Raw genomic sequence first — 13,170 nt, forward strand, 5'->3', positions numbered from 1 at the left:
GGCTTAGACGGCGGACGCCGGGAGAGGCTCTCCCGGAGGAACGTCCCGCGCGGGGGGCGGGGCAGGGGGTGTCGACGGCGGCGGACTCGCGGGGGGCGTGGTTCCGGAACGCGTCAGGGCGAAGAGGGCGTGCACGACCCACAGGAGCAGCAGGAACGCCAGCCCGTAGCGGGCGGCCGCCAGGACGTGATACAGCGTGTGCGGATCGTTGAGGGCGTAGAGCGAACAGACCAGGAGGGCGATCAGGAGGATCGTGAGTTTGTTCTCCCACGACGTCCGGATCAGGATCAGACCGACGATCGCCACGACCGTCGACAGGACCACCGCGATCGTGACGTTGTGCCACCACGCGATCCGGATCGACTCCGCCCCGCCGAGGTTGGAGTAGACCGTGACGTTCCGGCCTTCGGTCGGGAGCGGGATCGAGACCTGTCCGGCGGGCGAGGAGATGAACGAGGACTCCCGGTGCGAGTCGAGCTCGGCGGAAGGACCGCGGCCGAACAGGGCGTCCCACAGCGACCGCTTCCGCTCGATCTGGAACGGATTCGGATCGCCGACGAGCGAGTACTTCCGGGGAGCGTAGACCGCGACCTTCTGGTGCTGGACCGGCACGCGGGCTTCGGCGCCGCCGAGGACCGGCAGCGGCAGCAGCAGCCGGCCCCGCCCGCCGCGGCTTTCGCCCAGGCTCGGATTGACTCCCCACTGGAAGTGGAACGTGACGACGAACTCGTCTTCCACGCGTCCCTTGCGGATGACATTGAGCCAGAACGGCTCCCAGCTCTCGCCGACCTTCTGCTTCTCGCCGATCTCGGCCTTCTCGAGGCGGACCTCCGAGTTGCCGACATAGACCCCCAGGAGCTGCGGGCCGAGCGGAAGCTGCACGAGCAGCCGCTGCCGTTCCGAGGTCTTGAGCTGGTACTGGACGCAGTAGGTCGCGTCCTGTCCTTCGCCGATCACGATCTCCGCCAGCGAACGGGAGACGATCGTCGGGACGACCGGCTGGATGTCGAACTTCGAGTGCTCCAGGGTGACCACGATCGCTGCGTCGGCCGGCTGGTCGAAATAGCGGAAGGCCAGCGTTCCATCCTGCGGAAGGTGCTGGAGCTCGCGGACGTCGATCGCCTCGACATCTCCGCCGGCAGCATCAGCCGAGACCGCCAGGGAGTCGTCCTTGAAGACCGTCATCTCTCCTTCGACGCTCGACAGGGGCGTCTTGGCGTCCCCCTTCTCGTAGCCGAGCGGCCGGACCAGTTCGATTTTGCTGGACCGCGCGGCGCCCGCCTCACCGGCGGCCGACTTGAGGTCGTACTGGATCAGGAAGGAGACCGGGCCGGTCACTTCCCGCTGCATGATGATCGTCCACGGGACCCAGCCGTCCGCGGCGTCGCCCGAGGTCTTTTGCTTGATCGCCACCGCCGAGCCGGGGGCCGCCACGATCTGGATCCGGTCCTGGACCGCGGCGGGGGTCAGGAGACGGAACGTGTCGATCCCCGAATACTGGACGAGATAGGTGAGGCGCGTTTCGACATCGACCAGCTCCGGCTTCACCGTCGCCTTCGTGGCGACTTCGGCCGAGATGCGGGTCGCCTTCCGCCGCGTCGTCACGGGAATGGTGACCGGCCGACGAGTGAAGGCCCACGTCGAGTTCAGCTTGGCGTCCCCGAGCTGGGCGTTCCCGCTCAGCGGCACCGGCTGGGCGGAGACGAGTCCCTTCTCATTGACGAGGACTTCGACCGACTCCCGGGCGTAAACCCGGACCGTGCCGGTTTCCCGCTCGACCGCCAGCGGCTCAATGATCGGGAGGGCCAGTTCGGCCGGCTCCATCCCGGCGGCGTAGTTGCGGTGGGCCCGGACCGTGACGTCGATCGCTCCCTGCGTCTTTTCCCGCAAGGCGACCGTCAGGGTCTTGGTGGCCGCGTCGACCGAGAATTCCTTCATCGCCGGGGCTTCGACGGCGTCAACGACCAGCTCATCGGGAAGGCGGTACTGCAGCTGGAACACCCCGGCGCGGTCGACGACATGCCGGAAGACCGATTCGACCCGGACCTCGTCCTCGACGAAGGCGATCGAAGCGGCGTGATCGACAAGGATCCGCGGCTCGATCGGGCGGGCCTGGACCCGCAGCGTCACCTGCGGGTTGTAATAGCGGAAGCCGACGACTCCGTCCCCCTTCAGCCGGTCATCGAGCTCGGCAGCGTCGATCCGGGTCACCCCCTGCTGCTCGACGACCGCGAGCGTCAGGTCGGAGGACTGTCGAATCGCCACCTGCCCGCTCTCGCGGACGACGTCCAGCGGATGGATCCCGTTCACCGCCGCCTCGGCGGTCGTCCCGAGCACGGGGAAGGGATCGGCCGGAAGCTTGCTCTCGGTGTGGACTTCGACCTGGACCCGGCCTTCCCGCGGAGAGAGCAGCTCGACGGTGATGACCTGCCGGCTCGGATCGTTCTTGACCTGCCAGCCCTTGAGTTTCGCATCGGAGGCGACGTCCAGGATGCGGTGGGATTTGGGAACCGCGATCCGCAGCTCGGAGATCGTCCCCCGCAGAATCTCGTAGGTGAGATAGGCGTCGTGATGCACGAGCCCTTCGTCGATCGTGACCTTGGTCCGGTTGTCGACGCTCGTCAGGAGATCCATCTCCGGCTTCATGCTCGCCTTGGGATACCAGCGGGCGGCGATGCGGTTGGTCGATCCCAGGCTCGCCTTGAATTGCGTCGTTCCCGCGGCCGCTTCAACCGGCAGCGTTACGACCTTGGGGGTGACGTCGATCGCCTGGCCCTCTTCCGGGATGGCGATCTCGAAATTCGTGATTCCGACCGGCGGGGCCTCGATCGCGATCTCCCGGCCGTTCGGAGAAGTCTGGATCTTCGTCGACAGCTCGAGTTTGACCGTCTGCTCGCCGGCGGTCCCCAGCATCAGGGAGTAGGCCCCGGTTTCGGTCCCGCGAAGGACAACCTTCTCGCCCCCTTCGACCTTTCCGACCGCGGCATCGCCGAAGCGGAGCGGCAGTTCGACCCACGGCTTGCCGAGGACGTTGATCTTGAGCGTCACCGTGATCCGGGCCAGATCCCCTTCGACCTTGACCGCGTAATTGGCCTCGGTGATCACCGCCTTCAGGCTCTGGCCTTCGGTCGGCGCGGCGTCCGCCCGCTTCTTCAGATCGAGGTACTCCTGATACGGGAGCACGACGGTCGCCGTCTGCTTCTCGAAGACCTTCCAGAGGTCCCGGAACGGAAGATAGATCGTCCGGTCGACCCCTTTCGGTTCCGCCGCCGCGGCCGGAGGCGTCTCGGGGGGCGCCTGAGCCCGGGCGGGAGCCGGGGGCGCGAGGACGAGGGCCGAAAGAACGGTCAGGAAAGCCAGAATTCCGCGGAAGGATCGTTCCATCGACTGCGACCTTGTTCGAAGTCCGATTCGTGCAGGACTGAACTCCAGCGGAGGATCATTCCTCGCTGCGAGCAGGCGTCTCGCAGCGGAAACTCCGGGGGCGCAATGGTTTTGGAACGATTTCGCTCCAACCGCTCCGCCCCGCAAAGTGACGACCCGCTGAAAGTCAGTCCGGTTGCACAGGATGCGTTATCTGTACGAGATGGGCAATATTGAAGTCTCGATATTCCCACCAGCTTCGACGCGCGGCAAGATTCGAAAAGTTCAGGATTTGTGATGCAGTCGATGCGAAAATCTCGAAAATGACATCTCAACATTTGGGAGGACTCAGGATTCCTGCGTAAGCTGGACGAAGTTTCGGAACTTCCGACCGCTGCCGGAGTTGGACACTGTGAGTCAGGCCATGAACCTGCTGGTCATCGAAGACGACGCCGTGCTCGGCAAGGCCATTGAACGGGGCCTCCTCGAAAAGGGGTACGTCTGTCACTGGACCCGAAACGGCCGCCGGGGGCTGGAGTTCGCCCAGGCGCAGAAGTTCGACGCGATCGTCCTGGACCTCATGCTTCCGGATCTGACCGGTCTGGAGCTCCTCAAAACGATTCGCGCCCAGGGAATCCGGACCTCGGTCATCATCCTGACCGCGATGGGATCGGTGGAGGATCGCGTCAACGGCCTCAACGCCGGGGCCGACGACTACCTCGTGAAGCCATTCGAGTTCGCCGAACTGCTGGCGCGCCTGCATGCGGTCAGCCGGCGGTCGCACCATCTCCAGTCGTCCGTGATGTCGGTCGGGAGCCTGACGCTCAACATGTCGCTCCGCCGCGTGACACGGGACGGGAAGGAGATTGAACTCACCCCCACGGAATTCAGCCTGCTGGAGTTCCTCCTCAACAACGTCGGGCAGGTCGTGACCCGCAAGATGCTCTGTGAGCACCTGTGGGATGCGAACTGGGAGGGGGTCACCAACGTCATCGAGGTCCACATCAACCGGCTGCGGAACAAGATCGACCGCGACTTCCCGAGCCCGCTGATCCACACCGTCCGGGGCAAGGGATATGTCCTGCGGACGGACGTGCCGATCGCGTCGTGACCGCTGCCTGTCGGCGTGGACGTCTGCGACAGATTGAGCGCCTTAACTCCCAGTGGCGGCCCGGGCGAAACGTCTCTCATTCAGATGGGAGAAACCCGCGTTCCCGCAGTTCCTGGATGTTGTCGCGGGCGCTGCGCATGACCCGTTCCGTCGCGTAACGGAAGACCGCGATCCCCCCCAGCCCGTGCGGGGCGGTCAGGATTGCCACGTGGTCCTCTTCTTCGGCGTCGAGCTGCCGGTTCAGCTTGGCGACCATCTCTTCGACGCTGTCCGAGACCTGGCGGCCGCGCCGCTCCTGGTTGTTGAACCGCAGATGCGAGAACGCGGCCTGGCGGGAGAGGAGGAAGCTCGCCATCCGGCCGACGGCGTCGTCGTCTCCGTCAAAAAAGTTCTCGAACGCCGGGTCGGCGTTGTCCGGCGTGATGATCAGCGGACGCGTGACGCGGACCGTTCCTTCGGCGACGGTGACGAGGTCGGACCCCGACTTCGAGTCGACAACCAGGTAGTACGGCATCTCCGACTCACCGAAGGTGAAGAGGGAGTAGTGGACCGGGCGGGCGATGCTGACGGCGTTCCAGAGCCGGGCGAAGGCCTGCTCCGGATTCGGTGAGGAAAAGTCCATCAGTCTCTCGTGTGCCCCGCTCGGCGTCTGGTGTCGCAACGAGCTCGTGTCGCAAAGAGAGAGTGTGGCCCGGTCCGAATCGAAGTGCAATCGGACGTATCACGGCGTCGAGAGCGCGGCCTTCTGTCCGACAGCCACCGCGACAGACGCCGGCTTCCGGTCAGTTCCCGAACTGGCTCTGCGAGCGGAAGTTCTGCCCCCGCTCGCGGAGGAATTCCTCGTTGTTCGCGTCGGCCGGCCCGCCTGATCCCGCCATCGGCGCGAGGCGGTAGGTGAAGTCGTGCCGGTTCGTGACCCGGGCCGGAAGGAAATTGTCCGAGACGAGGTCCAGCGGGAAGATCTGATACCACGGCGGGGGGACCGGCTGCTGGACCGTCAGCGTCTCGAACCCCGGCTTCGAGAGGGTGATGTCGTTCACGCCGTAGTAGGTGAAGTCCATCGAGACCGGCGCCAGCCCGAGCCGCCGGCCGTTGACCTCGACGAGCGCGCCGGGCGGATCGGAACGGACCGTGATCCGCCGGCTGACCGACCAGCACCCCGTGAGCGCGGGGGCGAGCAGCAGCAGGACGATCGACAGTCGAGACCGGGAATCCATTCTCGGCAGGACAGGGGAGGGGCGAGGAGGGGCGGGGCGGAAGTGACCGAGGCCGCGAAGGGTATTCGACAGCCGCAGATGGGGGCTAGACGAAGTTCCTGCGACCGGCCGAGGCTGGTGTTGTGCCTTAAGGGATTGCCTTGGAATGGCTTGCGGAGACGCGGCCTGCCACCACTTCGTCTCGGTCTCCGCCGGGAATCCCCCTACAGCACGCCGTACGTTTCAAAGGCGGTCGTCGCCTTCATCCCGCCGCGGATCGAGTCGCGGATCGCGTTTTCGGTGTGGACCTTGGCCCACGCCCGGCTGATCACCTCGTCTTCGACCTCCTTGGGGACGCAGACGATCCCGTCGATGTCGGCGAAGACGAGATCTCCCGGCGCGAACTTCACGCCGCCGATCTCGACCGTCACATCGAGGTCGATGACCCGCTGGCGATGGAGGCTGTCATAGACCGAAGTTCCGCGGGCGTAGACCGGGAAGTCGATTTCGCGAATCTTGGCGATGTCCCGCGTCGCCCCGTCGACGATCGCTCCGACGCAGCCGCCGTTGCGGGCGGCGGTGGAGAGGAGTTCGCCCCACAGCGCCGAGTGCATCGAGCCTCCCGCTGCGCAGATCATGACGTCGTCCGGCTGGCAGGCGTCGAGGGCCTGCAGCTCCAGGGCATAGGGATGCGGGTCCGGATGGTACATGTCGGCCCAGAGGGTCGTCCGGCACCGTCCCACCAGTGTCTTTTCGACCGTCAGCGGCCGCAGGGGGACGCGGGGCGACTGGTTCCGCAGGCCCACGGAGTCCAGGGCGTCCGCCACGACGGCCGCATACAGAGACTCCCGCATCATTCCCAGGGTGATCGGTTCCGCCACGTTCACTCACTCCCACGGTCATCAGGTCCCCGGTGCGGCGCGGCCTCGGGGAGAATCGTTCGTCGAGCCGGGGAAGATAGCCCACCGCCAAAACGGTGAACATCGAACCGATCGGAGCTTCTCGATGAAACGGAGGGGGCAGAGTTAAACACCAAGACACAAAGACGACACCAAGGCCACCAAGGTCTATCCGTAAGACTGAGTCCTTTGTGTTCTTGGTGCCCCCTTGGTGTCTTGGTGTTTATCCCGCTCGTCGCAAGTTTCCCGCTGTCGAGTTCGGTTCTCCGTAGCCGCCCCAAGATTGCCCGTCTGGTCTGCCAGTGTCATGATTGTGCCGTCGCATGGCACGATCATGTCTTCGATGGAAACGAACTGAAATGGGTCTTCGACATCGCGACGGGTTCACGCTGATTGAGCTGCTCGTCGTCATCGCCATCATCGCCGTTCTCGTGGCCATCCTGCTCCCCGCAGTTCAGCAGGCGCGGGAGGCAGCCCGCCGCAGCCAGTGCGGCAACAACCTCAAGCAGATCGCTCTCGCCGTTCACAACTATGAGTCGGCGGTCGGCTGCTTCCCTCCGGGGCAGGTCCGGATCAACTTCGTCCCTACTCCCAAGGTGCGGGGCTGGTCCATGTTCGTCCAGCTCCTTCCTCAGCTCGACCAGTCCGCCCTCTACAACCAGTGGGACTTCGCCGAACCGCTGGCCAACGCCAACGGCGGCGCCTCGGCCCTCACGGCGCGGGTCCTTCCGGTCCTGCTCTGTCCCTCGGACGTCATTCCGCAGAACCCGGTCGTCTCCAGCAGCCGCTATTACGGCATCGGGAGCTACGCGGGGAACGGCGGCTCCCAAACGCATCCGCCGGCGGCCATCAAAGGGGATGGGATCTTCGTCCCCAGCGGATCGTCGACCCCGACTTTTCCCGTGGTCCGGATCGCCGACGTGACGGACGGCACGAGCAACACCCTCCTCCTGGGAGAGCGGAACCACATCGACGCGAACTACGACACGTTCGTCGCGTCCGCCTGGGTCATCGAGCCGATGGGGCAGTGGGGCTGGTGGGCTCCCTCGGGGGGCATGTACGGGCTGAGCGACGTGACCCTCAGCACCTTCGGCCCGATCAACTACCGCCTGCCGTTCGACTTCGCCGGAAAGGGCGGGGTTTCGCAGACCGACTTCACGAACACCTACGATGCGATGCGGGCCGGGAGCTTCGGCAGCCAGCACGCCGGCGTGGCCCAGTTCGCCCTGGCGGACGGCTCCGTCCGGTCCATCAACGAGAACATCTCCATGGACGTCTACCGGGCCGTCGGGACACGCTCTGGAAGAGAGCCGCTCGGCGACTTCTAAAGCCGCTCCTCGTTGGCCACCGGTTTCGTCAAGACCTCGAACTGCCTCCCCCCGCCCCCCATGAACTCACTCGCCCGCCTCTGGACGTTCTCAACTCTTCTCCTTCTGACGATCGTCTGTCCGAATCCTGCCGGGGCCGACGGACCCGTCGAGGTGACGATCACGAACGTGCAGGGGAAATCGGCAACGCTGACCGCCCAGAGCCTGGCCGACGCCCCCCGCGCGACCCTCACCGCCAAGGACCGCGACGGCCAGGAGCATCGCTTCGAAGGGGTCGAGATCCATGAACTGCTGAAGCGGGTCGAGGTCTCGACCGGCGAGGACCTCCGTGGACCGCGGATGAGGGAACTCGTCACCATCGAAGGGGCGGACGGCTACAGCGTCGCCTATTCGATCGGAGAGCTCTCGCCCAAGTTCACGGACCGGAAGATCCTGCTCGCCGACCGGATCGACGGCATGCCGCTCGCCGCGGAGACGGGGCCGTACCGGGTCATCGTGGAGGGAGACAAACGCCACTCCCGCTGGGTCCGCAACGTGGCGCGGATCCGAGTGCTCGACAGCGCGCAGCTTGTCCGTCCGGCGCAGGACCGATAGGGCGCTCCGAAGTCTGACTCCGCCCTGTTCCCGGAGCCGCGTGACGCACACCGCACGGCGAAGGTTTTCCCAATCCCGAACGGAAACTCCTTCGTCCTTCTCCCTTGGGAACGCTACGATGCCGGGAGCAGCGTTCCTGTTCTCCCGGCTGTCTGGACGTGAGGATCCGGCGTCTCCCGCCCGAGGATTCCCGCGGCTGCCAGGGGAAGGACGAAGACGCTCCGGACACGGGAGACTCACACCATGCGCATCGCCATCGGATCGGATCACGCCGGGTTTGATTACAAGGAACGTCTCAAGCTGTTCCTGATCGAGGCGGGGCACGTCGTCGAGGACTTCGGCACCTACTCCGACAAGTCCTGCGACTATCCCGAGTTCATTCGTCCGACGGCGGAAGCGGTCGCGGCTGGCGACTTCGACCGCGGCATCGTGCTGGGGGGAAGCGGAAACGGCGAGGCGATCGTCGCCAACCGCGTCCCCGGTATCCGCTGCGCTCTGTGCTGGTCGCTTCAGACCGCCAAGTGGGGCCGCGAGCACAACAACGCCAACTGCCTCGCCATCGGGCAGCGGACGATCACGTTCGACGAAGCGAAAGCGATCGTCGAGACCTGGATCGAAACCCCGTTCGAGGGGGGGCGACACGAACGCCGGATCCAGATGATCGACAACCCTCCGCCCGCGGCGGCCGGTAAAAAAAAAGATTGAGGGTTCCGCTCCCGCACCGGGCTGACCTTGTCGAGACCGCGGCGCTCGCCTGCATCTACTGCGGCGAGACGATCACGGTTCCGGTCGACATCTCCGCCGGATCGTCCCAGCAGTTCACCGAAGAGTGCCCGGCCTGCAGCCGTGAAGTGACGCTCCTCGTTACGATTGACCGGGAAGGGGAGGTCAGTCTGCGGTCGGATCCGCACTATCCGTAGCCGATGTCGGCGGCATTTTCGCGGGCGCCGCGTGAGCAACGTCGTCCCTGGTGGCAGGCGTTGTTGGGGGAGGCATTCGCCGATTGGTGGCCGCCCCAATGCTGTCTCACCGGGTCCAGGGGCACCCTGGTGGGGGATGCAAGGGGGCAACGCCCTCTTGCCCGCCGGAGGCCTGGCCGTCGAGAGATGTCTGAAGGAGTGAGTGTCCAAGCGCGGACAACGTTCCGGATGCCCCCTCACCAACCCGCGGGGATTGCATCGCGAGCGGTGTGATGTGAGGGAGTCCTCAACGCGGGTGCCACAAAGGGGACATCCGTTGTTTACCACGGTTCCTCATGGAAGAGGCCTCCGGCGGCAAGGGGTTGCCCCCTTGACCCCGGCTGCCGGCGAGGACGCTGTTGGATCCATCGCGAAAAGCCGTTCCGTCCCTCGTTCACCGACCACCATCCAGCGACCGCACCCGGCCTGTTTGCGGGGCACGGCCGGACATTTACGGCATCGGCGCTCCCCGTTAGACTTCCGCTCCTGCCACGTCAGGAAGCACCTGTAGCTCAATTGGATAGAGCATCGGTCTTCGGAACCGAGGGTTGGGGGTTCGAATCCCTCCGGGTGCACTTCTTCAATCTCGTCCTGGTGGCTGCCCAGAGGCGAACTCTTCCAGTGCCGTGGCGGTCAACTCGTTGCCCGTGGGCCCGGCAAATCTCTCTGAAGCCCGCGTGGCGTGCTGCTTCATCCCAGCATCGCCCAGGCAGCGTCCGATGACGGTGGCGACGCGGCGCCCGACGAAGCTCCCTCTCGGGATGGAGGTTCCGGCCTGCAGTCGTTCGATCCGCTGTACGTTGTCGAACTGGTCGTGGCTGAGGGGGACGATGATCTGCGGAATCCCCGCCTGAAGCGCTCGCGCTGTTGTGCCGATTCCGCCGTGGTGGACCAGGAGGGCGCTCCGTCGCAGCACGTCGAGCAAGGGAGCGTAACGTTCGTGGCGGACGTGGTCGGGCAGGGGCTCGGGAAGCTGTTCGGGGTACTTCGTCAGCAGGAGGCCGCGGCAGCCCAGGATCCGGCACGCGTCGACCGCCCCGCGGAAGAGGGGCGCTCCGTGGATCATCGCCGACCCGAACGTGAAGACGACCGGCGGCGGACCCGCGTCCAGCCAGTCCTTGAGATCGCCCGGGAGCTCGCCGGCGGCGTCCTCCTGAACGAATCCAGTCTGCTGGAAGTGGCCCGGCCAGTCGGGGGCGTCGGCGTACCACTTGGGGAAGAGGCCCAGGATTCGCTCAGGGGAATGGATCCAGTCCTTGAGATAGCGGTGGTGCTCCGGGAGGCCGAGTTCCTTGCGAAACCGCGAGAGGGTCGTCGAAAGGTGGCCGTCGACGACCCGGTCTCCCAGCCAGAAGAATCCACGGACGACGCCGCGGGGAACCCAGGTGGGAAACCGCACTCCCGCCAGGACCGGCGGATCGACGAAGCTCCGCAGCATGCACGGCTGGAGGTGGAGCGTTGCCAGCTTGAGTCCGGGGTGGGTCTCCTTGGCGACGCGGGCTCCCATGGCGAGGCTTCCGGCTGCCACGACGCCGGAGGGGTGACGTTCGTGGAACTCTGTCGTGAGACGGTGTCCTGCGCGGATTCCCTCGTAGACGTCGGGATCGGCGAAGACGACCTTAGTGCCGCGGCTCGGGTGCCAGAGGTCGGGGTTGCGGAGGATCCGGTTGTACTGCTCGATGGTGCCGAGCGGACTGAACTGCAGCCCGGCCTGTTCGACAGGCTCGCGGAAGTATTCGCCGGTGGCGAGGGTCACGCTGTGGCCGCGTGACTGGAGTTCTCGCCCGATTCCGATGAAGGGATTGACATCTCCCGAGCTTCCTTGGGGCAGGAGCAGAAATTCCATGGGACCGGCCTGATCGAGTTGCGACTGGGGTCCTGCAAGATGAGGCGGGGCGGCCGCACTGACAAGCTCAGGCGGGCAGGCCCAATGGGATGCTGGCTCGAGCGACGTCCTCGCCCGCGCGGCTCCGTTAGCTCAAACCCATCGTGACGGCAGCCGGGGTCAAGGGCCAAAGAAACGACACGGACCCTTGCCCGCCGGAGGCACTTCCATGAGGAACCATAGTACACAACGGATGTCCGCTTTGTGGTACCAGCGTTGAGGACTCCCTCACATCGCACCGCTGGCGTTGCAATCCCTGCGGGTTGGTGAGGGGGCATCCGACACGTCGTCCGCGCTTGGACACGCGCTCCTTCAGACATCTCTCGACGGCCAAGCCTCCGGCGGGCAAAGGGGCGTTGCCCCTCTGCACTCCCCACCAGGGTGCCCCTGGACCCGGTGAGACTGCGAGCAGCAACCGCGCTACCGACGGACCGGCACCGTCGAATACAGCGCTATGTCCGGATCAACCTCGTCGTCGTATTCCTCGGTATCCGGCTCACTGTAGGCCCGACGGGGGAGGGCCGCGCTCGAGAGATCGATCCGCACATGGATGATCCGCCGCGGACCGACCGCCTCTTCCGCCAGACGCTTCAGCTTGCGGTCCTGCAGATAAAGAAGGGCGACCGCCCCGACCGCGCTCGATCCCAGAAACAACACACCGGCCGCCGCCAGCCACGGCGCGCGGGACAGAAACAGGTACGCAAAGGTCGAAGCGAAACCGGTCCCGGTCATCCATTTGATGAGCCCGACGAGACGGCGATGGCAACCCCAGGTTTCGGGCTGCTCCAGAAGCGTAGGAATTGACGCACTGCGCCTGGCCATGCGGAATCCTGCAAAGAAGGAGATTCCGAAGGAATGCCACAACAACATCGCGAACGCGACGAAGGGACGGGTTGAGCGCAGCTCACAAGCTAACCGCCCGAAATCGGAAAGAGAAGCGCCGACTTCGAGATTCGACGACGGGTGCCGGCTCGAGCTCTCGGATCGGCCGCACGCCGGCGAGCCGCAAACGGAGCCCACCGCGCGGCTTCTGACATAGCCAAAGAAAAACTGGAGCGGAGAGGGGGGGATTCGAACCCCCGGTCCCCTTTCGGAGACACAGCATTTCCAGTGCTGCACAATCGGCCGCTCTGCCACCTCTCCGAACGTGAATTCACGTCAGCCCGGGATGACAAAACCTGCCCGCAACAGGAGTCGCGGGCCGGCTGTTTCCCGATGTCTTATTCGGCGGCTGCCTTGGCCGCGGCGAGGTCCGCGTCTCGCTGTTCGACGGCGGAGAGAGCGTTGAGACGGTTGGTGATCGACCGAACCTTGGCGCGGAGGTTCCGCCAGATGGGGTCCTTGCGCTCGCTGTCCGCGACGCCCTTTCCGTAGGCATCCAAACGGGTTTTCGCCTCGCCCAACTGGCGTTCCAACGAGGTCCGGTTCGACATCTCTAGCCTCAGTCCAACTTCTCTGAAAAACGGTCGAGTCCCGCAGTCTCTCAGAACAGGCCGGTTGTTGCAACGACAGCGGAAACGCTTTTGTGGTTCGCTGCTTGCGGGGCTCGGTTCCGTAGCGTAGTGGTCTTGTGTTCAGGGGTTGTCGCGGGGGAATTCGGCAGCGAAGCCCAGGCGGAGGTCGAGAAGCGAAGGAGACTCTCCAACAGTGAGCGTCAGCAGCGAGCAGCGTTCCAACCGCTGTGTTCCAAAGAGGTTGGAACACCAATTGATGCTAGGTGTTCACTGATGGCGAGGAGACCGCGCGCAGCCTGAAAGCCCGATGGTGACATGCCCCAGACAGACGGCGTTGGCGGGGAAATCGCGGGACGCCGATTGACGGCCGGCAGCCGGGTG

12 protein-coding genes and 2 tRNA genes are annotated in these 13,170 nt (G+C 65.3%); 6 read left to right on the top strand and 8 right to left on the bottom strand.

Annotated features, from left to right (window positions below; genetic code table 11):
* Nucleotides 1-3: 3 nt before the first annotated feature.
* Nucleotides 4-3,384: a hypothetical protein gene (locus tag VT03_RS27080; protein WP_075095899.1), complete on the bottom strand. Its 3,381-nt coding sequence runs from the start codon at nt 3,382-3,384 to the stop codon at nt 4-6.
* Between the two features lie 403 nt (nt 3,385-3,787).
* Here VT03_RS27080 and VT03_RS27085 point away from each other — a divergent pair, with 403 nt between their 5' ends.
* A complete protein-coding gene (locus VT03_RS27085) occupies nt 3,788-4,474 on the top strand; it encodes a response regulator transcription factor (protein ID WP_075095900.1) in 687 nt (228 codons plus the stop codon).
* A gap of 76 nt (nt 4,475-4,550) precedes the next feature.
* Here the strand turns inward: VT03_RS27085 and VT03_RS27090 are convergent, their stop codons facing one another.
* The 3 genes from VT03_RS27090 to VT03_RS27100 all read right to left on the bottom strand — a co-directional run bounded on the left by VT03_RS27090 (nt 4,551) and on the right by VT03_RS27100 (nt 6,551).
* Nucleotides 4,551-5,096 carry a hypothetical protein gene (locus tag VT03_RS27090; protein ID WP_075095901.1) on the bottom strand — a complete coding sequence of 182 codons (546 nt, stop codon included), beginning with the start codon at nt 5,094-5,096 and terminating at the stop codon, nt 4,551-4,553.
* A 160-nt stretch (nt 5,097-5,256) separates the two neighbouring features.
* Nucleotides 5,257-5,691: a PEGA domain-containing protein gene (locus tag VT03_RS27095; RefSeq protein WP_075095902.1), complete on the bottom strand. Its 435-nt coding sequence runs from the start codon at nt 5,689-5,691 to the stop codon at nt 5,257-5,259.
* A gap of 203 nt (nt 5,692-5,894) precedes the next feature.
* Nucleotides 5,895-6,551 carry an RraA family protein gene (locus VT03_RS27100; protein WP_231870530.1) on the bottom strand — a complete coding sequence of 219 codons (657 nt, stop codon included), beginning with the start codon at nt 6,549-6,551 and terminating at the stop codon, nt 5,895-5,897.
* Between the two features lie 377 nt (nt 6,552-6,928).
* Between VT03_RS27100 and VT03_RS27105 the strand changes: the two genes are divergently transcribed.
* The 5 genes from VT03_RS27105 (at nt 6,929) to VT03_RS27125 (ending at nt 10,025) form a co-directional block, all read left to right on the top strand.
* Nucleotides 6,929-7,897: a DUF1559 domain-containing protein gene (locus VT03_RS27105; RefSeq protein WP_075095903.1), complete on the top strand. Its 969-nt coding sequence runs from the start codon at nt 6,929-6,931 to the stop codon at nt 7,895-7,897.
* 60 nt (nt 7,898-7,957) lie between these two features.
* Complete coding sequence (locus VT03_RS27110; RefSeq protein ID WP_075095904.1) at nt 7,958-8,491, top strand: molybdopterin-dependent oxidoreductase; 534 nt, start codon at nt 7,958-7,960, stop codon at nt 8,489-8,491.
* A 243-nt stretch (nt 8,492-8,734) separates the two neighbouring features.
* Nucleotides 8,735-9,196 (top strand): ribose 5-phosphate isomerase B, encoded by a 462-nt coding sequence (gene rpiB, locus VT03_RS27115; RefSeq protein WP_075095905.1) that lies wholly within the window; start codon nt 8,735-8,737, stop codon nt 9,194-9,196.
* Complete coding sequence (locus VT03_RS27120; RefSeq protein WP_075095906.1) at nt 9,193-9,411, top strand: CPXCG motif-containing cysteine-rich protein; 219 nt, start codon at nt 9,193-9,195, stop codon at nt 9,409-9,411. The genes rpiB and VT03_RS27120 overlap by 4 nt, the downstream gene beginning before the upstream one ends.
* A 540-nt stretch (nt 9,412-9,951) precedes the next feature.
* Nucleotides 9,952-10,025 (top strand) — tRNA-Arg (locus VT03_RS27125).
* Between the two features lie 5 nt (nt 10,026-10,030).
* On the opposite strand, the gene VT03_RS27130 is transcribed toward VT03_RS27125, so the two are convergent.
* The 4 genes from VT03_RS27130 to VT03_RS27150 all read right to left on the bottom strand — a co-directional run bounded on the left by VT03_RS27130 (nt 10,031) and on the right by VT03_RS27150 (nt 12,768).
* Nucleotides 10,031-11,296 carry a glycosyltransferase gene (locus VT03_RS27130; RefSeq protein WP_075095907.1) on the bottom strand — a complete coding sequence of 422 codons (1,266 nt, stop codon included), beginning with the start codon at nt 11,294-11,296 and terminating at the stop codon, nt 10,031-10,033.
* A 459-nt stretch (nt 11,297-11,755) separates the two neighbouring features.
* Nucleotides 11,756-12,157 carry a hypothetical protein gene (locus VT03_RS27135; RefSeq protein ID WP_156514789.1) on the bottom strand — a complete coding sequence of 134 codons (402 nt, stop codon included), beginning with the start codon at nt 12,155-12,157 and terminating at the stop codon, nt 11,756-11,758.
* A gap of 234 nt (nt 12,158-12,391) precedes the next feature.
* Nucleotides 12,392-12,478: transfer RNA gene (locus tag VT03_RS27145), tRNA-Ser, on the bottom strand.
* A 77-nt stretch (nt 12,479-12,555) separates the two neighbouring features.
* Nucleotides 12,556-12,768: a hypothetical protein gene (locus VT03_RS27150; RefSeq protein WP_075095910.1), complete on the bottom strand. Its 213-nt coding sequence runs from the start codon at nt 12,766-12,768 to the stop codon at nt 12,556-12,558.
* Nucleotides 12,769-13,170: the final 402 nt, after the last annotated feature.

This window comes from Planctomyces sp. SH-PL14 (assembly GCF_001610835.1).
Classification (GTDB): domain Bacteria; phylum Planctomycetota; class Planctomycetia; order Planctomycetales; family Planctomycetaceae; genus Planctomyces_A.

Coding starts and splice junctions, on each gene's coding strand:
- VT03_RS27090 (WP_075095901.1), bottom strand. CDS start 5,096: ATGGACTTTTCCTCACCGAATCCGGAGCAGGCCTTCGCCCGGCTCTGG.
- VT03_RS27085 (WP_075095900.1), top strand. CDS start 3,788: ATGAACCTGCTGGTCATCGAAGACGACGCCGTGCTCGGCAAGGCCATT.
- VT03_RS27150 (WP_075095910.1), bottom strand. CDS start 12,768: ATGTCGAACCGGACCTCGTTGGAACGCCAGTTGGGCGAGGCGAAAACC.
- VT03_RS27130 (WP_075095907.1), bottom strand. CDS start 11,296: ATGGAATTTCTGCTCCTGCCCCAAGGAAGCTCGGGAGATGTCAATCCC.
- VT03_RS27105 (WP_075095903.1), top strand. CDS start 6,929: ATGGGTCTTCGACATCGCGACGGGTTCACGCTGATTGAGCTGCTCGTC.
- VT03_RS27135 (WP_156514789.1), bottom strand. CDS start 12,157: ATGGCCAGGCGCAGTGCGTCAATTCCTACGCTTCTGGAGCAGCCCGAA.
- VT03_RS27110 (WP_075095904.1), top strand. CDS start 7,958: ATGAACTCACTCGCCCGCCTCTGGACGTTCTCAACTCTTCTCCTTCTG.
- rpiB (WP_075095905.1), top strand. CDS start 8,735: ATGCGCATCGCCATCGGATCGGATCACGCCGGGTTTGATTACAAGGAA.
- VT03_RS27095 (WP_075095902.1), bottom strand. CDS start 5,691: ATGGATTCCCGGTCTCGACTGTCGATCGTCCTGCTGCTGCTCGCCCCC.
- VT03_RS27080 (WP_075095899.1), bottom strand. CDS start 3,384: ATGGAACGATCCTTCCGCGGAATTCTGGCTTTCCTGACCGTTCTTTCG.